The sequence below is a fragment of the Lysobacter enzymogenes genome (genome assembly GCF_023617245.1).
GTDB classification, from domain to species: Bacteria; Pseudomonadota; Gammaproteobacteria; order Xanthomonadales; family Xanthomonadaceae; genus Lysobacter; species Lysobacter yananisis.
Window position 1 is genome coordinate 916,266 of sequence record NZ_CP067396.1, and the last position, 23,612, is coordinate 939,877.

Annotated in this window: 21 protein-coding genes and 1 pseudogene; 9 read left to right on the forward strand and 13 right to left on the reverse strand. The window is 71.0% G+C overall.

Translation table 11 applies throughout. The annotated features are described in order from the left end of the window. Positions 1-254: 254 nt before the first annotated feature. The 3 genes from JHW41_RS03880 to JHW41_RS03890 form a co-directional block, all read right to left on the reverse strand. Entirely contained in the window at positions 255-1,163 is a 909-nt protein-coding gene (locus JHW41_RS03880; protein ID WP_078995874.1) for a hypothetical protein, read from the reverse strand. Positions 1,164-1,329: 166 nt separating this feature from the next. Next, positions 1,330-1,923, reverse strand: coding sequence for an NIF family HAD-type phosphatase (locus JHW41_RS03885; RefSeq protein WP_250449095.1), 594 nt, complete (start codon positions 1,921-1,923; stop codon positions 1,330-1,332). Next, the gene (locus JHW41_RS03890) at positions 1,920-2,618 is read right to left on the reverse strand and encodes a hypothetical protein (RefSeq protein WP_250449096.1); all 699 of its coding nucleotides are present in this window, start codon (positions 2,616-2,618) and stop codon (positions 1,920-1,922) included. Before JHW41_RS03890 ends, JHW41_RS03885 begins: the two co-directional genes overlap by 4 nt. A gap of 230 nt (positions 2,619-2,848) precedes the next feature. Here JHW41_RS03890 and JHW41_RS03895 point away from each other — a divergent pair, with 230 nt between their 5' ends. The 3 genes from JHW41_RS03895 to lipA all read left to right on the forward strand — a co-directional run bounded on the left by JHW41_RS03895 (position 2,849) and on the right by lipA (position 4,943). Next, entirely contained in the window at positions 2,849-3,127 is a 279-nt protein-coding gene (locus JHW41_RS03895) for a DUF493 family protein (RefSeq protein WP_057950289.1), read from the forward strand. Further along, positions 3,115-3,810, forward strand: coding sequence for a lipoyl(octanoyl) transferase LipB (gene lipB / locus JHW41_RS03900; RefSeq protein WP_250449097.1), 696 nt, complete (start codon positions 3,115-3,117; stop codon positions 3,808-3,810). The genes JHW41_RS03895 and lipB overlap by 13 nt, the downstream gene beginning before the upstream one ends. Positions 3,811-3,905: 95 nt before the next feature. Then, entirely contained in the window at positions 3,906-4,943 is a 1,038-nt protein-coding gene (lipA, locus tag JHW41_RS03905; protein WP_250449098.1) for a lipoyl synthase, read from the forward strand. A gap of 169 nt (positions 4,944-5,112) precedes the next feature. Here the strand turns inward: lipA and JHW41_RS03910 are convergent, their stop codons facing one another. Together JHW41_RS03910 and JHW41_RS03915 are read right to left on the reverse strand one after the other, a co-directional pair. Then, positions 5,113-5,985, reverse strand: coding sequence for a DUF6973 domain-containing protein (locus JHW41_RS03910; protein ID WP_250449099.1), 873 nt, complete (start codon positions 5,983-5,985; stop codon positions 5,113-5,115). Further along, a complete protein-coding gene (locus JHW41_RS03915) occupies positions 5,982-6,326 on the reverse strand; it encodes a hypothetical protein (protein WP_250449100.1) in 345 nt (114 codons plus the stop codon). The genes JHW41_RS03910 and JHW41_RS03915 overlap by 4 nt, the downstream gene beginning before the upstream one ends. A gap of 589 nt (positions 6,327-6,915) precedes the next feature. Here JHW41_RS03915 and JHW41_RS03920 point away from each other — a divergent pair. The 3 genes from JHW41_RS03920 to JHW41_RS26330 all read left to right on the forward strand — a co-directional run bounded on the left by JHW41_RS03920 (position 6,916) and on the right by JHW41_RS26330 (position 10,550). After that, a complete protein-coding gene (locus JHW41_RS03920) occupies positions 6,916-9,129 on the forward strand; it encodes a carboxy terminal-processing peptidase (RefSeq protein WP_078995868.1) in 2,214 nt (737 codons plus the stop codon). 339 nt (positions 9,130-9,468) lie between these two features. Further along, positions 9,469-10,362, forward strand: a complete 894-nt coding sequence (locus tag JHW41_RS03925; protein ID WP_078995867.1) for a bifunctional transcriptional activator/DNA repair enzyme AdaA — start codon at positions 9,469-9,471, stop codon at positions 10,360-10,362. Next, positions 10,359-10,550: a DUF6053 domain-containing protein gene (locus JHW41_RS26330; protein ID WP_428995450.1), complete on the forward strand. Its 192-nt coding sequence runs from the start codon at positions 10,359-10,361 to the stop codon at positions 10,548-10,550. The genes JHW41_RS03925 and JHW41_RS26330 overlap by 4 nt, the downstream gene beginning before the upstream one ends. 113 nt (positions 10,551-10,663) lie before the next feature. Here the strand turns inward: JHW41_RS26330 and JHW41_RS03930 are convergent, their stop codons facing one another. Beyond that, positions 10,664-11,173: an Lrp/AsnC family transcriptional regulator gene (locus tag JHW41_RS03930; RefSeq protein ID WP_057949079.1), complete on the reverse strand. Its 510-nt coding sequence runs from the start codon at positions 11,171-11,173 to the stop codon at positions 10,664-10,666. Between the two features lie 139 nt (positions 11,174-11,312). Between JHW41_RS03930 and JHW41_RS03935 the strand changes: the two genes are divergently transcribed. The 3 genes and pseudogenes from JHW41_RS03935 to rarD all read left to right on the forward strand — a co-directional run bounded on the left by JHW41_RS03935 (position 11,313) and on the right by rarD (position 14,080). Continuing rightward, positions 11,313-11,825 (forward strand): GNAT family N-acetyltransferase, encoded by a 513-nt coding sequence (locus JHW41_RS03935; RefSeq protein WP_057949078.1) that lies wholly within the window; start codon positions 11,313-11,315, stop codon positions 11,823-11,825. Between the two features lie 372 nt (positions 11,826-12,197). Continuing rightward, positions 12,198-13,091 (forward strand): annotated as a pseudogene (yedA, locus tag JHW41_RS03940) (drug/metabolite exporter YedA); the annotation flags it as partial. Positions 13,092-13,171: 80 nt separating this feature from the next. Continuing rightward, the gene (gene rarD / locus JHW41_RS03945; RefSeq protein WP_078995865.1) at positions 13,172-14,080 is read left to right on the forward strand and encodes an EamA family transporter RarD; all 909 of its coding nucleotides are present in this window, start codon (positions 13,172-13,174) and stop codon (positions 14,078-14,080) included. 1 nt (position 14,081) lies between these two features. Here rarD and JHW41_RS03950 read toward each other — a convergent pair whose 3' ends face one another. The 7 genes from JHW41_RS03950 to JHW41_RS03980 all read right to left on the reverse strand — a co-directional run bounded on the left by JHW41_RS03950 (position 14,082) and on the right by JHW41_RS03980 (position 23,600). Beyond that, complete coding sequence (locus tag JHW41_RS03950; protein WP_250449101.1) at positions 14,082-15,110, reverse strand: hypothetical protein; 1,029 nt, start codon at positions 15,108-15,110, stop codon at positions 14,082-14,084. Between the two features lie 214 nt (positions 15,111-15,324). Beyond that, positions 15,325-16,650 (reverse strand): ABC transporter permease, encoded by a 1,326-nt coding sequence (locus tag JHW41_RS03955; protein ID WP_057949075.1) that lies wholly within the window; start codon positions 16,648-16,650, stop codon positions 15,325-15,327. Positions 16,651-16,662: 12 nt separating this feature from the next. After that, positions 16,663-17,829 carry an ABC transporter permease gene (locus JHW41_RS03960; protein WP_057949074.1) on the reverse strand — a complete coding sequence of 389 codons (1,167 nt, stop codon included), beginning with the start codon at positions 17,827-17,829 and terminating at the stop codon, positions 16,663-16,665. A 16-nt stretch (positions 17,830-17,845) separates the two neighbouring features. After that, positions 17,846-18,538, reverse strand: coding sequence for an ABC transporter ATP-binding protein (locus JHW41_RS03965; RefSeq protein WP_057949073.1), 693 nt, complete (start codon positions 18,536-18,538; stop codon positions 17,846-17,848). Positions 18,539-18,809: 271 nt separating this feature from the next. Beyond that, the gene (locus tag JHW41_RS03970) at positions 18,810-20,075 is read right to left on the reverse strand and encodes an efflux RND transporter periplasmic adaptor subunit (protein WP_057949072.1); all 1,266 of its coding nucleotides are present in this window, start codon (positions 20,073-20,075) and stop codon (positions 18,810-18,812) included. Between the two features lie 228 nt (positions 20,076-20,303). After that, on the reverse strand, positions 20,304-22,397 hold the full coding sequence (locus JHW41_RS03975; RefSeq protein WP_250449102.1) for a hypothetical protein: 2,094 nt from the start codon (positions 22,395-22,397) through the stop codon (positions 20,304-20,306). Positions 22,398-22,901: 504 nt separating this feature from the next. Continuing rightward, positions 22,902-23,600, reverse strand: coding sequence for a nucleoside 2-deoxyribosyltransferase domain-containing protein (locus JHW41_RS03980; protein WP_250449103.1), 699 nt, complete (start codon positions 23,598-23,600; stop codon positions 22,902-22,904). Positions 23,601-23,612: the final 12 nt, after the last annotated feature.

The following is a 23,612-nucleotide window of genomic DNA, read 5'->3' on the forward strand; positions in this document are numbered from 1 at the left end:
CGTTCCCCCCGCGATGAAAAAGGCCGGCATTCGCCGGCCTTTTTTGTTGTTGTGGGAGGGCCTTCAGGCCTGAAGCTCTTGTTTCAGATCGCCGCGACCTGAGCGAAAAGCATCGGGCCTGAAGGCCCTCCCACAAGAGCAAAAGCATCGGGCCTGAAGGCCCTGCCACAAGAGCGAAGAGCGTCGGGCCTGAAGGCCCTGCCACAAGAGCGAAGAGCGTCGGGCCTGAAGGCCCTGCCACAAATCGCATGCCTTCAGCGCTTGGCCGCCGGCAGCTTGCCGAGCATCGCGCCGCGGAACTTCGTGGCCAGCGCATGGAACCCGGCCTCGGTCGGGTGCATCTCGTCGAACCACTGCCCCGGCTGGGTCAGCGTGCCGCGCAAATCGACGTAGTCGAACACCGCGGCGAAACGCGCATCGGCCTTGAGCGCGCGCAGCACGTGCTGCTCGAAGCCGTCGATCAGCAGGCGCGCGAACGCCGGCCGCTCGGCCTCGGCGATGCCCTGGATGTACGGCCCGATCCACGGCCCCACGCTCTTCTTGAGCAGCGCCGCCACGCCGAGGTTGCCCGGCGTCAGCGCGCCGGCGCGGCCGATCAGCAGCGGGTAATCGTAGGTGTGCGCGAGCACCGGCACGCCCGGCCGCGCCGCGATCGCCGCCTGCAGGAACGACGCGTAGGCCTTGCGCACGGTCTCGTACTTGCCGCTGTCGAGCACGCGCTGGAACGCCGCCTGCGCGCTCAGGCCGCTGCGGCTGCCGAGGGTGCGCTTGAGGAAGCCCTCGACGAAGTCGTTGCCGCCGGCGCTGAGCAGGATCAGGTCGAATTCGAAATTCGCATACCAGCCGATCAGGTCGTCGATGTTGTCGCGCACGAACATCGAGCGCTTGGGATCGTCGGGATTGCGCGAGGCGTGGTCGCCGCTGCGTTCGGCGCGGAAGAACAGCCCGCCGCGGCCGAGCAGCGGCACCCCGCGTTCCTCGTCCTGCGGCGCGGGCGAGACGATCCAGTCGAGCAGGTTCATCGCCAGCGGGGTGGAAAACCACGAATCGCCCTCGCAGAACACCACCGGCGTATGCGCCAGCGCGCCGCGGCGCTTGAGCTGCTGGTACAGCGCGCGGAACTGGCCGCGCAGCGGCAGGGCGACGGACTGGCTGGCGGGCATGGCCGGGCTCCGGGAGCGATTTGAGTGCCAATTTACCGCGCGTTGTGCGCAAGAATTGAGACTGTCCGGTTGCCGAGGCCGCCCCTCGCCGGCGCGGCGTGGGCCGCGGCCGCGCCATCGTGGATACGGCGTCGCCGCGGTTTCGCGGTCGCGGCTCGCGCCGCTGCTACAGCGGCCGCGGGCCCGCGGCGGCGACCCGCTCGCGCCAGCGCCGCTTCTCGATCCCGCGCACGTTCGCCTCGGCCGCCAGCGCGTCCAGGTACGGCATCAGCCGCAGCAGTTCGTCGTCGTGCGCGTCTTCGCCGCGGTATTCGCTCACGCACACCAGGTTGCCGTAGTTCTGCGCGTGCTTGCTCGGCGTGTCGTCGATGGCGATCAGCCGTTCCAGCCGATAGCCGTGGGTCTTGAGCTTTTGCAGGCGCTTGCGGTAGAGGTGCTCGCCGGTGTTCCAGTCGCGGCTCAGCGAACAGCGCTCGCTGGCCCACAGGAAGCGCAGCGACTGCGGCGGGAACAGTTCGGCGCAGACCGCTTCGGCGTAGAGCCGGCCGGAGGAGGTCCACACGCCGATGTCGTAGCGCGCCAGCACGTGGTCGAGGAAGGCCTGCAGGTGCGGGCGGCGGTAGACGTGGTAGTCGAGGGCGCGGAAGTCGGCCGCGCGGTCGAGCTCGACGTCGCTGGCGTGGATCAGGGTCTCGTCCAGGTCCAGCATCAGCGCCAGGCGGTCGCCGCTGGGCGGCGTGGGACGGTCGCGCGCGATCACGGCGCGGGCGCCGGCGCGGCGGCCGGCGCCAGCGCACGCGCCTGGCGCCACAGCCCGTCCAGCAGCGGCCAGGCGTTGCGGTCGCAGGCGCGGTCGCGGGCGTAGTAGCGGCCGTCGATGCAGGCTTCGAAGAAGGCCTGGCGCAGGCGGTGGCGGTCGGCGCAGAACACCGAGCTGCGCTGCGGCGCGGACCACAGCTCCGGCGCGCTCAACGCGTCGCGCAGCGGCGCCAGCGCGGCCAGCGGCAGTTCGCGTTCGGTCGTGGCCGCGCCGGGGGCGAGCGCGCGCAGGCGCGCGCGTTCGCCGTCCAGGCGCAGGTCGAGCCGCCAGGTCTTGCGGTCCGGGCCGCCGATCAGCACGGCGTAGCGCTGCCGGATCGGCGCGTCGTCGCTCTGCGCCGGCGCCGGCGGGCGGGCGAAGTCGGGCGGCAGGCGCTCGGCTTCGACCTCGTCGGCGCCGCAGCTGGCGGCCAGGGGCGGTTCGCCGGCGGGGGCGAACTGGGCGGACTTGCGCAGCAGTTCGCGGATGTCCGGGCCGGTCGCTTCCATCGGCTGCGGCGGCAGCGCGATCCAGCCCTCGTGCTCGGGCTTGCGCAGGGCCGGCACCGCCACCGCCAGCACCGCCGCGAACAGCAGCAGGGCGAGCAGGCCGGGGGCCTTGAGGCGGATCGAATGCTGGCGGTCGCGCGGACCCATCGTGGCCTGACTGCGGAACGGGAGCCCCACGTTAACGTTTGTCGCGCCGTTTCGGCAGGGCATGGGCGCCACCGTCGGCGCGGCCGCGGCCGTGCCGAATCTGGCGGCTGCGGCCGGGGCTGCCGCCGCCGCGCGCCCGGCGCCGCGCCGCGCCCGCGTTCCACCAGCGCGATGCCGCCGTCCCGCCGCCGCGCTTGGGTTGCCCTGCGCGCGGACCCATAATGGCGGGCATGGACATTCATTCCGACAACCCCGATCACGGCTTCCAGTTCCCCGGCACCTTCGAGCTCAGCGCGATGGGCGCCGCCGAGGCCGGCCTGGAGCGCGAGCTGCCGCGGCGCCTGCTCGAGGCCGGGATCGACGTGGAAACCGAAACCATCCAGTGGAAGCACTCCTCGACCGGCAAGTACGTGTCGATCCGGATCAGCTTCCGCGCCGCCGACCGCGCCCAGTACGACCTGGCCCACCAGGTGCTGCGCGACCATCCGGAAGTGAAGTGGACGCTGTAGTCGACGCCGTCGCCGAGTTCTTCGGCGCCCCGTCCGCGCCGCCGCGCGCGCAGTTGCGCGATCTCGGCCGGCAACCCTACGAACCGGTATGGCGGGCGATGCAGGCCTTCACCGACGGCCGCGACGGCGACACCCCCGATGAACTGTGGCTGGTCGAGCACGACCCGGTGTTCACCCTCGGCCAGGCCGGCAAGGACGAGCACGTGCTGATGCCGGGCGACATCCCGGTGATCCACGTCGATCGCGGCGGCCAGGTGACCTACCACGGCCCCGGCCAGATCGTGCTGTATCCGCTGCTGGACCTGCGCCGGCTCAAGGTCGGCGTGCGCGAGTACGTGGACCGGATCGAGCAGGCGGTGATCGACACCCTAGCCGAGTGGAACATCGAAGGCGTGCGCCGCGACGGCGCGCCCGGCGTGTACGTGGCCGGGGCCAAGGTCATGGCCCTGGGCATCCGCGTGCGCCGCGGCTGCACCTTCCACGGGCTGGCGTTCAACATCGCGATGGACCTGTCGCCGTACCAGCGCATCAACCCCTGCGGTTACCAGGGGCTGCAGGTGACCTCGGTGCTAGACTTGGGCGGCCCCTCGGGCATGGACCAGGTCAAGCCGGTGCTGGTGGCGAACCTCGCGCGCCAGTTCGGTTTGAGCGTCGAGGATGCGGCGCCGTTGAATTTCGGCTGACCCAGCGCGGCACGACGCGGCAGGCGTCCGCGGCCCTCCCCCAGCCCTCTCCCGCCAACGGGAGAGCGGGTTCAATCTCCAGAGTCGAAGCACACATGAGCGACACCGCGTCCAAGACCATCCCGCTCACCGTCGTCGGCGCGGCCGATCCGGTCGCGAATCCGGCGGTGCTGCAGTCCACGACGATGACCCCGGGCGCCAAGCAGCTCGGCGGCGACAAGATCAACCGCTCGCCGGTGCAGTTCGCCGACGCGCCGGTGCTGCGCAAGCCCTCGTGGATCCGCGTGCGCATTCCCTCGGGCAATTCGGTCGCCCAGCTCAAGGCCAAGCTGCGCGAGAACCGGCTGGTCACGGTGTGCGAGGAAGCCAGCTGCCCGAACATCCACGAGTGCTTCGGCCACGGCACCGCGACTTTCATGATCCTCGGCGAGGTCTGCACCCGCCGCTGCTCGTTCTGCGACGTCGCCCACGGCCGGCCCAAGCCGCCGGACCCGCAGGAGCCGGTCAACCTGGCCAACACCGTCGCCGACATGGGCCTGAAGTACGTGGTGGTCACCAGCGTCGACCGCGACGACCTGCGCGACGGCGGCGCCCAGCACTTCGTCGATTGCATCGCCGCGATCCGCGCGCAGAGCCCGCGCACCAAGATCGAAGTGCTGACCCCGGACTTCCGCGGCAAGGGCCGCATGGAACGCGCGCTGGAGATCCTGGCGAACAACCCGCCGGACGTGTTCAACCACAACGTCGAGACGGTGCCGGACCTGTATTCCAACGTGCGCCCGGGCGCCGACTACCAGTGGTCGCTGACCCTGCTGCAGAAGTTCAAGGCCCAGCATCCGAACGTGGCGACCAAGTCCGGGATCATGCTCGGCCTGGGCGAGACCATGGATCAGGTGCGGGCCACGCTGCGCGACCTGCGCGCGCACGACGTGGACATGATCACCATCGGCCAGTACCTGCAGCCGACCCCGCACCACCACCCGGTGCTGCGTTACTGGACGCCGGAAGAATTCAAGGAACTCGAGGTCTACGGCATGTCGCTGGGCTTCACCCACGTCGCTTCGGGGCCGCTGGTGCGTTCCTCGTACCACGCCGACCGCCAGGCCATCGACGCCGGGTTCGCGGTGGCGTAAGCCGGGCGACGCGGTCGCCGGCGGGCGAGGGCGGGGCGCCGGCTCCGCCGCGGGATCCGCGCTGCGGGATCCGCCGCCGATGCGCCGCGGTCCGCCATGACGAAAAAGCCGACGCGGATGCGTCGGCTTTTTCGTTTCCCGATCCTGGCGACCGCGCCGGTGCGCGGCGTCAGCGTCCGCCGTACTGCTGGGTCGGCTGCTGCTGTTGTTGTTGCTGTTGCTGCTTCTGTTCGTAGGCCTCGGTGCGGTTGTGCGAATCCAACTGCTGCACCGTGCCGCCCATGTCCGCCGCCGGCTTGCCCGCATCGACCTGGGCGCGGAAGCCCGGAGTGCTGCCGGCGATGAAGATCTGGCCGTCCTGCAGCGCGACCTTGCCGATGTCGGAGGGTTCGCGCATGCCGCCGCGCTTGGCCGCCAGCACCGCCTCGGCGACCTTTTCGTCGCTGACCTGGGCCGGCAGGCCCGAGCGCAGCTTGTCGTACATGTCGCGGTCGGGGTGGTCCTTGGGAAACGGAATGCGCGGATGGTCGAGCGCGTGACTGACGTCGCGGTTGACCTTGGCGACGTCTTCCTTGGTCATCAGCTCGCGCTCGGGGTCGCCCTCGCGGCGTTTCAGGCGCGGGTCGTCGGGATAGAGCTGGCCGATGCGCTTGTCGTCGAGGCCGGTGATCAGGGTGCCGTTTTTGACCGCCTCGTAGCAGCGCTTGGCCAGGTCGTCCTTGCCCGAGGCCTCGTCGCCCAGGCGCCGGCCGACCTCGTTGTTCCACAGGTCCATGCGGTGTTCGCGCGGATCGTTGGGATGCTTGGAGCCGATCTCGTTGTCGTCGCCGTAGCTGCGCGAGATCCATTGCTGGCCCGCCGCCAGCTGGGTGGTGCGGCCGCTGGTGTAGGCGTGGCGGAACGCGTCGAGGGCATCGTTGTGGCCCTGTCCGGCGAAGCTGCCGTCGGGCCGGCGCGCCAGTTTCTCGCCGCTGAGTTGCTCGTAATAGCGGTAGGCGTCCTGCTCGATCCCGCGCTTGAGGTCGCTCATCGGATTGTTCATGGCGTCGCCGCTCCGTCGGCGAGTTGGAATTCCACGGTGTCCTTGTAGCCGGGGTACTTCTTCTTCAGCACCAGCTTGTCCTGGCGGCCGATGCAGCGCTCGGCCGGAGAGCGCGCGACGTAGGGCTCGGCGACGAAATAGTCCTCATAGCCGAAGCGGAACACCTTCTCGCCGCCGGCGCCGGTGAACTTGAGTTCGAGCTGGTCCTCGCGCTCGAAGCACAGCTGCTGCCAGTCGAAGTCGGTGAGCTGGGCGGCGTCGACCACGGCCGAGTCGCGGCCTTGCAGCAGGTGGGCGACTTGTTGGGTGAAGTAATGCTGGGCGTCGTCGGACTGGGACATGGGACATCCGCTCAAGAGGCAGGTGGAAAGGGCGGCGAACAGGGCGAGGCGGGTCAGGCGCATGGCGGGGTCGGCGCGGTTGGGATCGGTGTGCGGGCGGCCGGCGGGCGCGGACCCGATACGAACGGGACGGCGGCGGCGATCGCGCCGGCGCGGCGCAGGCCGGGCGCGGATGCGCCCGCGCGACGGCGGGCGCAGGCGGAAGGGTCCGGTTCCATGGGGACTCCACGTGCGGGTGGGGCGACAGGCCGGGCGCAAGCGCCGCGCAGCCATTCCTTTTGCTCGGCGCCAACATAGTCGAGCCCGGTTGGGGCGGCAAGCCCGAGCCGGCTCGGCCGGCCCGGCCCGAGCCGATCAGCGCCGATTCGGGCCGGCCCGATCCGGCGCAATGCCGCGCCCCGCCTGGCTTCGCGCGGTCACGCGGCGCGGCCCGGCGGGCAATCTGAACCGGATTCACCCCTGCAACAGGCATTTGCGCCGGCTCGCGTGACAGGGCCGGCAACTTTCGGCACTGTGGGCTTGTCCAACGCCGCATCATCCTCCCGCAGCACCCGACAAATCCGGCTCCCCCAGCCGGGAAGACTCCGCGATGACTCCCAAGAACACGCGTGCCCTGACCCTGTTCGCAGGCCTGCTGCTGACCGCCCCGCTGGCGCTGCTGGCCCGGCCCGACGGCGCCGCCGCCGCGGCCACCGTCTCGACCCTGCCCAACGCGCCCACCGCCGACCAGGCGACCGCGGCCAAGCTGGTCTACGGCCTGCTGTCCGACAGCCGCTACGCCTACCGGCCGCGCGCGCTCGACGACGCGCTGTCGGCCGACATGTACAAGCGCTACCTCGAAGCGCTCGACCCGAACAAGCAGTTCTTCACCGCCGCCGACATCGGCCGCTTCGACGCGTTCAAGACCAAGCTCGACGACGCGATCAAGAGCGGCGACCTGACCCCGGCCTATTCGATCTTCGCCACCTACCGCCAGCGCGTCGACGAACGCGTCGCCTATGCGCGCGGCCTGCTCAAGCAGAACGGCAACTTCGACTTCAGCGGCAGCGAGCGCTACGACTACGACCGCAAGGAAGCGCCCTGGGTCGGCGACACCGCCGCGCTCGACGCGCTGTGGAAGCAGTCGGTGCGCAACGACTGGCTGCGCCTGAAGCTGGCCGGGAAGAAGTCCGACGACATCGCCAAGACACTCGACAAGCGCTACGCCAACATGGGCAAGAGCATCGGCGAGCTCAAGGGCGAGGACGTGTTCCAGACCTTCGTCAACAGCTACGCCAACGCGATCGACCCGCATACCGACTACCTCACGCCGAAGTCGGCCGACAACTTCAACATGACCATGTCGCTGTCGCTCGACGGCATCGGCGCGCAGTTGCAGAAGCAGGACGACGTGGTCGCGATCCGCGAAGTGATCCCGGGCGGCCCGGCCGCGCGCAGCAACCTGGTCAAGCCCGGCGACCGCATCGTCGGCGTCGGCCAGGGCGACAGCGGGCAGATGGAGGACGTGATCGGCTGGCGCATCGACGACGTCGTCGCCAAGATCCGCGGCCCCAAGGGCAGCAAGGTGCGCCTGGACGTGATCCCGGCCGAGGCCGGCCAGGACAGCAAGCCCAACCGCATCGTGCTGGTGCGCGACAAGGTGCGCCTGGAGGAACAGGCGGCCAAGTCGGAAATCATCGACATTCCCGCGGCCGGCGACGGTCCGGCCAAGCGCATCGGCGTGATCAAGCTGCCGGGCTTCTACCAGGACTTCGAAGGCCGCCGCAAGAACGCCAACGACTACGCCTCGGCGACCCGCGACGTGGCCAAGCTGCTGGTCAAGCTGCGCGCCGACAAGGTCGACGGCGTGGTCCTGGACCTGCGCAACAACGGCGGCGGTTCGCTCAACGAAGCCATCGAGCTCACCGGACTGTTCATCGACCGCGGCCCGGTGGTGCAGGTGCGCGAGGCCGGCGGCCGGGTCAGCGTCGAGAGCGACAGCGACACCGGCATCGCCTGGGAAGGTCCGCTGGCGGTGCTGATCAACCGCGGCTCGGCCTCGGCGTCGGAGATCTTCGCCGGTGCGATCCAGGACTACGGCCGCGGCCTGGTCATCGGCGAGACCACCTTCGGCAAGGGCACCGTGCAGAACATGCTCGACCTCGACCGCTGGCCGGCCAACGAGGGCGCGCGCTTCGGCCAGCTCAAGCTGACCATCGCCCAGTTCTTCCGCGTCAGCGGCGGTTCGACCCAGAACAAGGGCGTGGTGCCCGACCTCGCCTTCCCGGTGTCGGTGGACGCGACCGAGTACGGCGAGAGCACCTACGACAACGCCCTGCCGTGGACCAAGATCGCCTCGGTGCAGCACACCAGCTACGGCAACTTCGCGCCGTTGCTGCCGAAGCTGGAAGGCCTGCACACCGCGCGCATCGCCGGCGACAAGGAATTCCAGTGGTGGTCGCAGGACGTGGCGCAGTTCCGCGAGGAGCGGGCCAAGAAGTGGATCTCGCTCAACGAGGCCGACCGCCGCGCCGAGCGCGACCGCGAGGACGCCAAGCGCAAGCAGCGCCAGGAAGAGCGCAAGACGCTCGGCCTGGCCCTGGACCCGCTGGCCGACGACGCCAACGACGACGGCCTGGCCTCGTCGGAGCGCGACATCGTCAAGGACGCGGCGCGCGAGAAGCTCGCCGACAAGCGTCCGGACCCGCTGCTGCGCGAATCGGCCTCGATCCTGGCCGACGCGGTGCGCCTGCTCAACGCCGACCGGCAGCTGTCGGCGCAGGTCCTGCCGACCGCGACCCGGCCGGGGCATTGGGCCGACTGAGCCCGAGCGCTCGCCCGCGACACCGAAAGCGCGCCGAACGGCGCGCTTTCTTTTTGGCGCCGACGAAAACCCTGCAGCATCCCTGTAGGAGCGGCGCAAGCCGCGACCGCGACATTCGGCTTGCGGCGCAAGATCGAGGCATCGCGGTCGCGGCTCGCGCCGCTCCTACAGGGGCTGCGGACGCGCTCACCATTCCTTCTGGTTGGAGCGGCGCAAGCCGCGACCGCGCCGCTCCGGTCCCGCGCAGAACGCTTTGACCGCCCGCGCCATTCGCGACGAAAAACCCACCCACGCAAGATGCGGATAGCGACCCCGCGCGCGCCGGCCTAGTCTTGCCCCATGAACGCCAAAACCCCCACGCGCAAGTCCGGTCCCGGCGCCGCCGATCAGGCGGCGGCCGGCGCTTCGTCCAACGCCGTGGCCGGCGACAAGCTCGAACGCGCCCGGCAGTTGCTCGACGGCGGCGAACTCTCGCTGACCGAACTGTCGGCCGCGGTCGGCCTGAGCCCGTCGCACCTGCAGCGCCGCTTCAGCGCGCGCTTCGGGCTCAGCCCGGCCGAATACCTGGCCCAGCGCAAGCTCGGCAGCCTGCGCAACGCGCTGCGCGAGGGCAACGACGTCAGCGCCGCGCTCTACGACGCCGGCTACGGCTCGCCTTCGCGCGTGTACGAGGCCGGCGCCGCGCGCCTGGGCATGACCCCGGCGCGCTATCGCGCCGGCGGCGCCGGCGAGCAGATCCGCTGGAGCGTGACCCGCACCGCGCTCGGCCTGGCGCTGGTGGCGACGACCGCGCGCGGCATCTGCATGGTCGAGCTCGGCGACGACGCGGCGGCGCTGGAAGCGCGGCTGCGCGAGGAGTTCCCGCGCGCGGCGCTGGAGCGGGTGGACGCCGGTCGCGACGAGTTCCTGGCGCCGCGCGTGCAGGCGGTGGCCGACACGCTCGGCGGCGGGGCGGGCGAGGTGCCGGTCGACCTGATCGGCACCGCGTTCCAGAAAAAGGTCTGGGATGCGTTGATGAAGATCCCGCCGGGGCAGACCCGCAGCTACGAAGAGGTGGCGCGGCAGATCGGCTCGCCGCGCGGCGCGCGCGCGGTGGCGCAGGCCTGCGCGAGCAACAAGGTAGCGGTGGTGGTGCCCTGCCATCGCGTGGTGCGCGGCGACGGTTCGCTGGGCGGGTATCGCTGGGGCTTGCCGCTCAAGCAGACGCTGTTGCAGCGCGAGCGGGCGGCTTGAACCCACCGCGTTGTCGGACGCAGCGACTGCAGGAGCGGCGCGAGCCGCGACCGCGACACTTCAATCTTGCGCCGCAAGCCGGATGTCGCGATCGCGGCTCGCGCCGCTCCTACAGGGGGCGGGGGCGGAACGTCGCGATCCGGGCGAAAAGCGTCGGGCCTGAAGGCCCTCCCACAAATGCTCGCTGAGGTTGCTGCGGAAGGTGCCGCTTCTGAAGGGGCTGCTTCTGAAGGGGCTGCTGTGGGAGGGCCTTCAGGCCCGACGCCTTCCGCTCAGATCGCCACGACGCATCCGCCCAACCTCACCCACCGCCGCGCCGCTTGCGCGCCGCGCGCGGCGCATCGCGGGTCGGCAGCTCCAACCCGTGCTTGACCACGTCGAACACCAGGTGGGTGTCGTAGCGCTTGACGTTGCCTTCGTCAAGGAACAACCGATCGACCACCTGGCGGCAGTGGGCGACGCCGGTGGTGGCCAGGATCACCAGATAGTCCCACTCGCCGGCCAGGGTGTAGCACTGCTGCACCTCCGGCGCGGCGCGCACGCGGGCGTGGAAGGTGGCGTTGCCCTCGGCCGATTCGCGCTCCATGGTCACCCACACCGCGGCCAGGGTGCTGCCGAGCGCGGTCGGGTCGAGCACCGCGACTTGGCGCATCAGGCCTTCCTGGCGGTAGCGGGTCATGCGCCGCTGCACCGCGCTGGGCGACAGGCCGATCGCGTCGCCGAGTTCGCTCAGGGTCGCCGAGGCGTCTTGTTGCAGCAGTTCGAGCAGTTTGTGGTCGAACTCGTCGAGGACCAGGGGGGCGGAATTCATGCAAGATTTTTGCGTCGGCGCGGGCAATTATTCAACCGCAATTTGACTGACATCGATACGCTATTCTCGCGCATCGGTCCTCAGGAATTTTTATGTGCCGCCGCGCGCTCCCTGCCCCTCCACAACGGACGCCCCCGGGATGTCCCGGTACGTGACGCAAGCCGCCGCGCCCGAGCAGATCGGCGAGATCCTCGCGCTGATCCGCGAACACGGGCCCAACCCCTGGAACTACCTGCCCGAGGTCGAGCTGGCCACGCATCTGGCAGGAATCCGGCGCGGGCGCACCCAGGCGATGATCGCCGTGGCCGACGGCGCGATCGTGGCGGTGGTCACGTTCGAGCCCAGCGACGCGTTCCATCGCTACCAGCCGGCCGGGCGCGAGATCGCCTGGCAGGGCCACGTCGGCGAAGCGGTGGTGCACCGCGCGCACCGCGGCCAGGGCCTGGGCTCGCGGCTGCTGACCGCGGCGGTGGCGCGCATGCGCGCGATGGGGCTGCGCGAGATCTACATCGAACGCCACGAGGACAACGAGGGATCGGCCGGGATGATGCGCAAGGCCGGTTTCGAGGTCATCGACGTCTACGACGATCCGCGCCGGCGCGTGGTCGGCAGCGGCCGCACCAGCGTGTCGCGCCTGCTCGCGCTGGACTGAGCGGGTAGGGCGCCGTCGCCGTGCGGCGGCGCTGCGCGGTGCGGCATCGGGACGCAGGCGCGGCGCGCGGGAACGCGCGCGCGTCGCCGGCGCCGCGAGGATGCAGCGCCGCGGCGCGCCGGCAACGAAGCCGAGCCGCGCTGCTTGGTCGGCGCAGCGCTGCGCGCCGGGACAGGTGCGCGGCGCCGCAAACGCGAGCCCGCACCGCAGCGCAGGGACGCGACCGCGCCGCGACACGCAGCCGTCGCCGCGCGGACTCAAGATTGGCTACAGGCTGACTCAAGTTTTTCTCGCTCCTGTTTAGCCCGCAGGCGCGTCAAGCTATCGCGCTTTTCTCCCCGTTCCGTTCGCCCCTCCCCCGCGAGTACCCGCATGAGCGCCCCCGCCGCCCCGCCGTCCGACCCGCGCGCTCCCGGCCCGCTGGCCGTCGCCTTCGCCCTGGCTTCGGTCTACGTGCTGTGGGGCTCGACCTACCTCGGCATCCGCTTCGCCCTGGAGAGCTATCCGCCGTTCCTGCTCGGCGCGGCGCGCATGTTCCTGGCCGGCGCGATCATGTGGGTGGTGCTGCGCAGGCGCGGCGTGCCGGCGCCGACGCGCAAGCAGTGGCGCACGCTGTGGGTGCTGTCGATCTTCATGGTGCTGCTGTCCAACGGCCTGGTGAACCTGGCCGAGACCCAGGTCGATTCGGGCCTGGCGGCGATCGCGGTGGCGTCGATGCCGCTGTTCGCGGGCGTGTTCGCGATGCTGCGCGGGCGCCATCCGTCGAAGATCGAATGGGCGGGCTTGGCGGTGGGTTTCGCGGGCGTCGTTTGGCTCAACGCCGGCGGCAAGCTGTCGGCGTCCACGCTCGGGCTGGTGTGCCTGATCGTCGCGCCGATCGCCTGGGCCTGGGGCTCGATCTGGAGCCGCGACCTCGACCTGCCGTCGCCGTTCATGACCGCCAGCGCGCAGATGCTGACCGGCAGCGCGTGGATGCTCGGCGCGGCCGCCGTCACCGGCGAGCGCATCGTGCAGGTGCCGACCTTCGGCGCCACCGCGGCGCTGCTGTATCTGGTGGTCGCCGGCTCGATCTTCGGCTTCACCGCCTACATCTGGCTGCTGCACCACGTGCGTCCGGCGCTGGCGACCAGCTACGCCTACGTCAATCCGCCAATCGCGGTACTGTTCGGCGCGCTGCTGGCGGGCGAACGTTTCACCTCCCACGACCTGGGCGCCATGGCGGTGATCCTGGTCGGCGTGGTCATCATCACCCTGGCCAAGGCGCGCGCGGCCAAGGCCGCGCCGGTCGCGGCCGCGGTCGCGTCCGCGCCGGCCGTCGTCGCCGCGAGCGAACTGGAGAAATCGACATGAATACCGGCACCGACCGCCGCGGGTTGTGGATCGCGGTCGCGTCCTTCGTGCTGTGGGGGCTGATGCCGCTGTACTGGCACCTGCTCAACTCGGTGCCCTCGCTGATGATCGTGGCCCACCGCATCGTCTGGAGCACGCTGCTGGTGAGCGCGTGGCTGTGCTGGAAGAACGGCCGGCAGTGGCTGCGCGAGGTGCTGCGCGAGCCGCGCAAGGCCGGCATGCTCGCGGTCAGCGGCTGCCTGATCGCGTTCAACTGGGGGCTGTACATCTGGGCGGTCAACGCCGGCCACGTGATCGAGACCAGCCTGGGCTACTTCATCGGTCCGCTGGTGAGCGTGATGCTCGGCGTGCTGTTCCTCGGCGAGCGGCTGCGCACGGTGCAGTGGCTGGCGATCGCGCTGGCCTTCGCCGGGGTGCTGTGGCTGACCCTGCAGCACGGCCGCCCGCCGTTGATCGCGCTGGGGCTGGCGATCTCGTTCGCGGTGTACGGGCTGGTGCGCAAGCTGGTCGCGGTGGAAGCGGTGACCGGCCTGGGCGTGGAGAACGTCTACCTGTTCCCCGCGGCGCTGGCGCTGATGACCTGGGGCGAAACCCAGGGCATGGGCGGCTTCTTCGGCGGCTGGGGCCTGGGCATCGACGCGCTGCTGGTGATCGCCGGCGCGTTGACCGCGCTGCCGCTGATCGGCTTCGCCTACGCGGTGCGGCGGGTGTCGCTGACCGCGATCGGCCTGCTCCAGTACGTGGCGCCGACGCTGCAGTTCTTGATCGGCTGGCTGGTGCTGCGCGAGGCCTTCGACGCCCAGCGCGCGATCGGCTTCGCGTTGATCTGGGCGGGGCTGGCGGTGTTCGCCAGCGAGGGCGTGCTGCGCTCGCGCCGGTTGGCGGCGGCGACGAACCCGGCCTGAGTCAGCCGAGCAAGCCTTCGCTCCAGGCCCGCAGCACGACGTAGCCGAGCGCCACGGCGAGCGCGATGCCCGCGCGCACCGGCGCGGTCTCGCGCCAGCGCCGTTCGCGCGCGCGGTAGCGCAGCTGGCGCCGCAGCGCGGCCAGCTGCGGATGCGCGTCGTCGGCCGCCGCGTTGGCGATGTCGTTCGCTGCGTTCGGGCCGTCGTTGGCCGGCGCGGCGATGCGCGGGGGCGAAGCGGCCAGCAGTTCATCGATCTCGGTGTCGTCCATCTGCGGCTGCCAGCCGTCCACGAACGGCGCGGCAACGCGCCGGCGCAACGTCGTCGCGGCGACATAGGCCGGTTCGGGCGCGATGCCGTACAGGTCCAGCGGCAGCAGCAGCGGCGCGAACCGGCGGCCGGCGCCGTCCAGGCCCGAATAGCGACGCCGCCAGGCCGGCACGCGCGCGATGTAGCGGGCGGGGTCGCGCACCAGCAGCTGCAGCCCTTCGCTGTCGGTGTCCAGCACCCGCATGCGGTAGCGGCGCAGGCCGACCACATCGGCCCAGGCGATCAGGCCGAAGTCCGGCGAGCGCACGCCGGCGGCGTCGATGCGCAGTTCGCCTCGCGCGCCGCGCGCGCGCCAACGCCACAGCGCGCCGATTCCGAACGCAGCGGCGAGCGCGCCGGGAATCAGCGCCAGGGCGATGCGGCCGCGCGCGAGCTCGGACCACGCCAGCCCGCCGCACAACGCCGCGAATGCGGCCAGCGCGGCCAGCGTCCACGCAGGGTCGGCGCCGACTCCGCGCACTTCGCCGTCGCGCAAGGCCTCGCGTACCTGCGCATGGCGCCGATCGGCCGCGTCCAGGTCGATGCGCCAGGCCGCGATCGCGCAGGTGCCGGCGGCGGCCATGCCGGCCAGCAACAGCAGCAGGCCGAGCCACGGCGAATGCCCGTCGGGCCGCACGCCTTCGAGCGCGAACATCAGGGTGAGCGTGCCCAGGACCACGGCGGCGACGTGGTACAGCCGCTTGCGCATGCTGGCGCTCATTCCGGTCCCCGAACACGATGGCGTTGGCGCAGCCTAGCGCGCGCCGCGTGGCGGCCGCCAGCGCCTTTTCCGCCGCGCGGGGCGCATGCGCGCGACCTGCGCGAGGCGCGCGCAGCGCGATGCGACGCGGCGCGCCGCGCGTCACGAAAAAGCCCCCTTCGGCGAAGGGGGCTTTCGTGTCCGCGCGATGGCGATGCGGTTCGAGCGGCGCGGCTTACAAAGCCCGCAGCGCCGAGGTCACCGGCAGCGTCGCCGCGCGCAGCGCCGGGAACAGGCCGCCGACGAAGCCGATCGCCAGCGCCCACTTCAGCCCGCTCCACAGCAGTTCGCCGGTGACGCGGAAGTCGAAGGTCAGCTGGCCGACGCCGCCGGCGATGGTCGAGGCGGTGTAGCCGTTGAAGATCGCCCAGGCCAGCACGCCGCCGATCAGGCCGCCGACCAGCGCCAGCAGCATGGTCTCCAGCATCACCGCCACCACCACCGGCAGGCCGCGGAAGCCGATCGCGCGCAGGGTCGCGATCTCGCGCGCGCGGGTGGCGACGGTGGCGAACATGGTGTTGAGCGCGCCGAACACCGCGCCGATGGCCATGATCGAACCGACCACGATGCCGATGACCCGGATCACCGTGGTCATGCCCTCGGACTGCTTGGCGAAGTAGTCGGCGGTGGTGGTGACGTCGACCTGCAGGCGCGGGTCGCCGGCCAGCGCGGCCTTGAACGGCTTGAACGCCTTGGCCGAGGTCAGCTTGGCCACCACCGCGTTGCGCGAGGCGCCGCGGCGGTAGGTCGCGGCGACCATCTCGGCGTCGGCCCACACTTCCGAGTCCATGGCGTCGCCGGACTTGAACACGCCGACCACGGTCCACTGCTCGCTGCCCAGGCGGATCTGCTTGCCGACGTCGAGGCCGGCGAACTGGCGCTGCGCGCCGCTGCCGACCACCACCTCGCGCTTGCCGGTCTCGAACTTGCGGCCCTGCACGATCTTGACCTGCGGCCGCACCAGCCAGGCGCGGTCGCCGACGCCGCGCAACTGCACGCTGCCGTCCTGGTCGGGCGCGCCGCCCTTGATCGGCAGGTTGGCCGCGACCACGGTCTCCGGCGAGGCCAGCGGCCGGCCGTCGGGGCCGCGGGCGATGCCCTGGGCCTGTTCGATCACGTTGATGCTGGCCAGGTCCAGGGTCGACATCACCTCGGCCGCGGACGCGCCGCGCAGCACCAGCACCGTGTCGGCGCTGCCGGTGCGGGCCAGGGTCTGGCGGTAGCCTTCGGCCATCGACAGCATCGCCACCAGCACCGCGACCACGCCGGCGATGCCGATCACCACCACCGAGGACGAACCCAGGCGCTGGCGCAGCGTGCTGATGCCGACGCCGGCGACCGAGGCGGCCTGCTGGCCGCTGCGGGTCAGCAGCATCCACAGCGCGACCAGCGCGGCCAGGCCGACCAGCACCGGCCACGGCGCCACCGCCCACAACGCCAGTCCGGCGATCAACGCCAGCGCGGTCAGCAGGCCGCGGCCGAACGATAAGAGCTTCTTCATGTGCGGTCTCCGTTAGCGCCCGGCCAGGGCGTCGACGATGTTCAGGCGCATCGCCCGGATCGCCGGCAGCGCGCCGACCACCAGGCCGATGGCGACCATCAGGCCCAGCGCCAGCGCCCAGCTGTGGCCGCTGATCGGCGGGATGTTGATCGCGCCGCGGCTGCCGGCGCTGACGATCGGGCCCATCAAGCGCGCCAGGGCGACGCCGACGACGCCGCCGATCAGCAACAGCAGCACCGATTCGGCCAGCACCAGCATCAGCACGCTGCGGTCGGGAAAGCCGATCGTCTTGAGCACCGCCAGCTCGGAGGTGCGCTCGCGCACCGCCTGGGCCATGGTGTTGCCGGTCAGCAGCACCAGGGTGAAGAACACCGCGCCCATGATCGAGCCGACGATCAGGCCGATGTCGGCCATCTGCTTCATCCAGTTCGCCGCCGACGCCGCCTCGGTCTGGGTCTTGCTCTCGTGGTCGGAGTTGGCCGAGATCGCGTCGATGGCCTTGGCCACGCGGTCGGCCTGGTTCACGTCGCCGACTTCGGTGATGTACCAGCCGACCTGGCCGCGGTTGTAGGGATTGGAGTCGTCGAAGTACTTCCAGTGCAGCAGCACCATCTGGTCGTACCAGCCCCCGGTCTTCTTGTCGGCGGCGGCGATGGTCCCGACGATGTCGAAGTTCCAGTTCTTGCTGCCGTCGCTGTTGGGGAAAATGGTCGACTGCAGCGGCAGTTTCTGCCCGACCTTCCAGCCGAAGCGCTGCATCAGCTGGGCGCCGACCAGCACGCCGGTGCGGGTTTCGTCGAAGGCCTTGCGCTGGGCCTTGTCGACCTGGATCTCCGGATACAGATCGAGGTAGTTCGACGCCACCGCGAAGCTGAAGATCTGGTTGTGCGGATCCTGGTAGGCGCCGCCGAACCAATTGGCGTAGGACACCTGCTTGACGCCCTGGACCTGGGCGATGCGGTCGTTGAGCGACATCGGCAGCGGCTGGATGAACGACAGCCGCGAGCCGGTCTGCAGGCGCTTGGCGCCGTTGGCGCTGTTGCCGGCCTGGTCGAAGCTCTCGCGCACGCCGTCGAGCAGGCCGAACAGCAGGAACGCGGCGACGATCGACAGCAGGGTCAGCGCGGTGCGGGTCTTGCGCCGCATCAGCTCGGCCCAGATCAGATGGAAGTACTTCATGGCCCGTCCCTCCGGCTCAGTGCGCGTCGGGCTGCTGCTCGACCAGGGTGCCCTTGTCGAGGTGCAGGGTGTGGGTGGCGTACTCGGCGGCCTTCGGGTCGTGGGTGACCATGACGATGGTCTTGCCGTGTTCGCGGTTGAGCAGGCGCAGCAGGCCGAGGATGTCCTCGGCCGACTGCCGGTCGAGGTCGCCGGTGGGCTCGTCGCAGATCAGCAGGGTCGGGTCGGAGACGATCGCGCGGGCGATCGCCACGCGCTGCTGCTGGCCGCCGGAGAGCTCGTTGGGGCGGTGGCTGCGGCGCTCGGCCAGGCCGACCAGGGTCAGCGCGATCTCGGCGTTGCGCTTGCGCTGGGCGGCGCCCAGCGGCGACAGCAGCAGCGGCAGTTCGACGTTCTTCTGCGCGGTCAGCGCCGGCATCAGGTTGTAGAACTGGAAGATGAAGCCGACGTGGCGGCTGCGCCACTGCGACAGCTGGCCCGGGCTCATGCGGTCGATGCGCTCGCCCTCGACGGTGATCTCGCCGCCGCTGGGGTTGTCCAGGCCGCCGATCAGGTTGAGCAGGGTGCTCTTGCCCGAGCCGGACGGGCCCATCAGCGCGACGAAGTCGCCCTTGGCGATGTCCAGGTTGATGCCGTGCAGCACTTCGACCTTTTCCGGGCCGCGCTGGTAGGTCTTGGTGAGGTGGTTGATCGAAACCAGGGTGTCCATCTTCGACGTCCTCGGGTGTGCGGATGCGGGTGCGGGTGAGCGTTGCCGATGCGGGGCGGTGCGGCGACGGGCGCGGTGCGGTCGGTACGGTGCGGCTCGAAGCGGTGCGGCGCGAAGCGAAGCGGCGGAGGGCGGGGCGCGCGCGGGCGCGCCGGTCGCGGACCGGTGGAACGCGCGCCTCGCCGCGACGGCCGCGCGCAACTGCGGTGAATGCGCGCGCCGCGGCGTGGGGCCGCCGGCGCGTGGTCTGCCTCAGTGCCGGGTCACGGCGTCATTGCGTATCCGACGAATCGGCGCCGGCGTTTTCGACACGGACCTTGGCGCCGTCGGCGAGCGAATCGGGCGGGTCGAGCACCACGCTCTCGCCGCCGACCAGGCCGGCGGTGACCTCGCGGTCGTCGCCGAGCTTGCGGCCCAGGGTCAGCGCGGCCTGGCGGACCTTGCCGTCCTCGACCACGAAGGCCACGTCCTTGCCGTCGCGCTGGGCCAGCGCGGCGTTGGGCAGCATCGCGCTGGGCTTGGCCGGGGCCGCGCCGGCGGGCTTGGCGGCTTCCAGGAAGCTCACCCGCACGCCCATGTCCGGGACGATGCGCGGATCGCGGCTCTTGATCGCGATGCGCACCTTGACCGTGGCCTTGCCGCGGTCGGCGGTCGGGATGATGGCGATGACCTCGGCCGGGATCTTCCAGTCCGGGTAGGCGTTGAGCGTGGCCTCCACCGGCATCTTCGGCTGGACCCGGCCGATGAAGGCCTCGCCGACATCCACTTCGATCTCCAGCGAATCCATGTCGACGATGGTGCCGATGCCGGTGCGGGTGAAGCCGCCGCCGGCCGACAGCGGCGAGACGATCTCGCCCGGCTGCGCGGCCTTGGCGGTGACCACGCCGGCGAACGGCGCGCGCACCACGGTGTTGTCCACGCCGATGTCGGAGATGCGCAGCGAATCGCCGGACACCTTGACGTTGCGCTGCGCGGTCAGCAGCTGCGCGCGCAGCGAGTCGCGCTGGGCGACGGCCTGGTCGTACTGCGAGCGCGACACCAACTGTTGCTGGGTCAGCCCGGCCAGGCGCCCGGCGTTGGCCTCGGCCTCCTTGAGCTGGGCCTGGACCCGGGCGACGTCGCTCTGCGCGGCGGCGAGCTGGGCGGCGCTGAGTTCGCGCTGGGCGTTGGCGTCGATCGGGTCCAGCGTGGCCATGATCTGGTTGGCCTCGACCCGCTGGCCTTCCTCGATCATCACCTCGCGCACCTTGCCGGTGATCTTGGCCGAGACCGTGGCGATGCGGCGGGCGACGATGTAGCCGGTGGCGTCGAGCACCGAGGCGCCCGCGCCGCCGCTGCCGGCGCCGATCGCGGTGACGCCGGCGGTGCGGACCTGGACGCCGGCGTTGCGGCCGAAGACGAACCAGCCGGCCACCGCGGCCAACACCAGCACCAGCACGATCGCGCCGACGATCAAGCCGCGGCCGGGGCCCGACGGCGGCGCCGGGCGGTTGCGGTCGATGCGGAGTTCCTTCAGCAGATCGGCGGATGCGCTCATGTTCCCAACCAAGACGCCAGATGCCGCCTAGTGTGACCGGGGCGCGCGCGCGATCCAACCTGCTTAAAGTCAGTTTTTGTCAGCGCCGCTGTCGCCGGCTGCGGCTGACACTTGTCATGGCCGCGACATGGCGGCGCCGGCGCGCGGTCGCGGCTTCGCGCCGGCGCAACGCAAAACGGCCGCCGCCGGGAACCCCGGCGACGGCCGTCTGCGGCGCGCGGCGTCGGCTCAGTAAGCCGACGGGTTCGGATTGAACTGCACCGGCACGCGCACATTGATGCAGCCGCCCACCGGCAAGACCAGCCCGGCGATGTTGACCGCGGCGTCGCCGGCCGCGCCGCCGCCGGACGGACAGGTGCCGTTGCCGGTGCCGGTGCAGCTCCAGGGGCCGGACAGGCGCGCGCCGTTGGGCAGCGGATCGCTGAGGGTGGCGCCGTTGGCCACCGCCGGCCCGGTCGCGTTGCAGGCGCTCAGGGTGTAGACGGTGGAGGTGCCGGGGGTGTAGGTCGACGACACCGGATCTTCGGTCTTGATCAGGCTCAGGCTGACGTTGACCGCGATCGGCGACGGCGTCTGCGCGCACTGCGCGTTGCCGGCGGACGGGCAGGCCGGCAGCGGATCGGGATCGCCGCCGCCGGCCACGCCGACGTGGTTGACCGGCGAGCCGGTCGCGGTGGCGGCGATGGCGACGTTGAGGCGCACGCTGGCGCTGTCGCCGGCGGCGATCGGCGCGGTCGGGGTGAAGCTGCAGGTGACCGTGCCGGTGGCCGGCAACGTGCCGCAGTTCACCGCGCCCTGCGCACTGGAGGCGGAGACCAGGCTGAAGCCGGCCGGCAGGGTGTCGGCGATGGCGATCGCGCCGCTGGTCGCGCCGCTGCCGCTGTTCTGCACGCCGATGTTGAAGTAACCGTCGCCGGCCGCGCCGGTCTGGCCGGCGGCGAGCGCGCCGACCACCGACTTGCTGGCGGTGAGCTGCGGCTGGACCACGGTCAGCACTTCGTCGCCGACCAGGTTCACCAGGTTGTTGGTGTTGCCGATGCTGGCGTTGGTGTTGTGGTAAACGCCGACGGTGGCGGAGGTGACGTCGACGGTGACCTGGCAGGCGAGCTGGCCGCCGTTGCTGGTCGCGCCGTTGACGGTGGCGTTGTTGACCGCGATCGAGCCGCTGCCGGCCGCTGCGGTCACGGTCATGCTTCCCAGCGTATTGCTCAAGGCGCCGCCGGCCGGGCAGTTGGTGCGCACGTTCGGGGTCGGCGCCACCACCACGTTGGCCGGCAGGGTGTCGGTGAAGCGGATGCTGTTGGTGGTGTTGACGCTCTTGTTGGTCAGATCGAAGGTCAGCGTCGACACGCCGCCGACGTTGATCGTGGCCGGGGCGAAGCGCTTGACCAGGTCGACCGAACTGACCGCGAAGGTGATGCGGTACTCGGCGACGAAGCTGGACGCGCCGCTGGGGATGTTCCACTGCGCCGCCATGCCGTTGTCGGTGTTGGCGTTGGTGTCGATGGCGTTGCTGAGGTTGCCGCCGGCGGTGGTGCAGCTGCCGCTCTGGGTGTTGCCGCCGTTGCAGATCTGCCATTGCGGAAAGGTGTAGCTGCCGCTGAAGTAGCGGTCCCAGTTCGGCGTGCCCGACGAGGGCTCCCACCACAGCGCTTCGAATTGGGTGCCCTTGGCGACGCCGACCAGGTCGGGCCGGCCGCTGGTGTTGCCGGGGCTGGTGCGGCTGAAGCCCGGGCCGTTGTCGCCGCCCTGCAGGTAGGTATCGACGTTCTGGTAGAAGCGGATCGTCGCGCCGCTGGCGGGCATGCCGCTCAACGAGACCCGGCGGGTGAACCAGGCCTGCGGGACGATGTAGCTGTCGACGATGGTCAGGGTGATGTTGGTGTCGGCCGCGTTGCTCGGCCGCAGCACGGTGGTGGTCTGGTACGGCGAGGCCGGCGTGCCGGCGCCGGTCAGCGCGCTCTGCGAGACCTGGTTGAACAGCGCGAACGCGGCCTGGGCGGCGTTGTTGGCGTTGTTGTAGACCCGCACCGCGCCGTTGCCGCGGTCCACCCGCAGGTAGACGCTGTTGAACAGGCTGCCGTTGGTGGGCGTGGCGCCGGCGTTGTAGACCTGGTCGGCGTTGCCGAGGCGCACCTGGAACTGGCTGTTGCTGCCCCAGATCACGCGCAGACCGTCGGAGCCGTCGGTGAGCACGCCGCCGGTGGCGTTGGCCTGGCGCTGGCTGTTGGCGCCGCTGGCCAGGACTGGGCCGGCGAACGCCAGCGCGAGAGCGCACAGCAGCGCGCCGGCCTTGCGGCCGAAGTGGGTCGAGCGATTCATGGATTCCCCTGTTGCGAGCCTTACTGCGAAGGTTCGGGCGCTGAGGCTGCCTGGCGGCCCTGGGCCCAGGCGCAAGGCCTGAGCCTGTTTCAGTGATTCATGACACTGAATTGATGTGCCACAAATCACATTTTGTATGAACGACGGCGCCGGCGCCAGTCCCCTGGGCGACCCGGAACCGAAACGAATCAACGCGGTACGAGGAGCGCAGAGGACACCGGCCGACGCGGCAAAGCGTGGCGGGGCGGGAGGCGGGCTTGGGAGCCGGCAGGGTGGCGCGAATCCGCCGGGCCTTTGTGACCAGATCCGCCCTGCGTTGGCGTGGATGAAAGCTGGGGAGCGTCGCTGGGCCGCCCGCCGGCGTCGTGCCAGCGAAGGCGGGCATCCAGGGCTTTATCCAGACAGGGCGCTGAAGTCTCAGGATTCCCGCGTTCGCGGGAATGACGGCCGGGGAGCGTCGCGGCGCAAGCCCGCTGGCGTCCGCATCGCGCGGACCGGGCGCGATCAGCGCGCCCGCGCCTGCCGCAGTTCCGCCAGCCGCGCGCGCACCGCCTGCGCCAGCGCCGGCAGGCTGTCGTAGCTCGGGATGCCGTAGCGCTGGGCGACGATGTCGACGTTGCCCTTGCGCCAGAAGCCGTCCGGGCAGGCCAGCAGGACCTTGCCCGAGCCCGCGTGCAGGCCCAGTTCGAGCAGGCTGACCGGCGCCTGCGAGCCCGGCGCCAGGTACATCGCGATCACGTCGGCGCGTTGCAGGGCGGTGAGTTCCCACTCGACCTGGCGCCGGAACTCGGGTTCCTCGGCCACCGGCTTCCACGCCGGGTTCCAGTCCTCGCGGCGCGGGTTGAGCAGCACCACGCCTTCGTCGGCCAGTTCGCGCGCCAGCTGCGCCTGCCAATCGGTGGTGCCGCCCATGTCGATGCTGCCGGCCAGGAACACCTTGAGCCGGTCGTCGGCCGGCACCGGTTGCGGCGAGCGCACCAGTTGCGAGTTCGCCGGCCGCGCCAGCGCCGCGTCGGCGCGCGCCTGCGCGGCCGAGGCCGGCTGCGGCGGGCGCGAAGCGGCCTGATCCGAATCGATCCGCCCGGTCGGGCCCGCCTGGGTCATGCCTGCGATCTCCGGTTTCGTCTTCGCGCCCGCGCAACCGACCGCGAGCGCGGCCGCGGCGGCCAGCGCCAACGTCATGCACACCGACGGGTACGTCATCCGCCGTCCTCC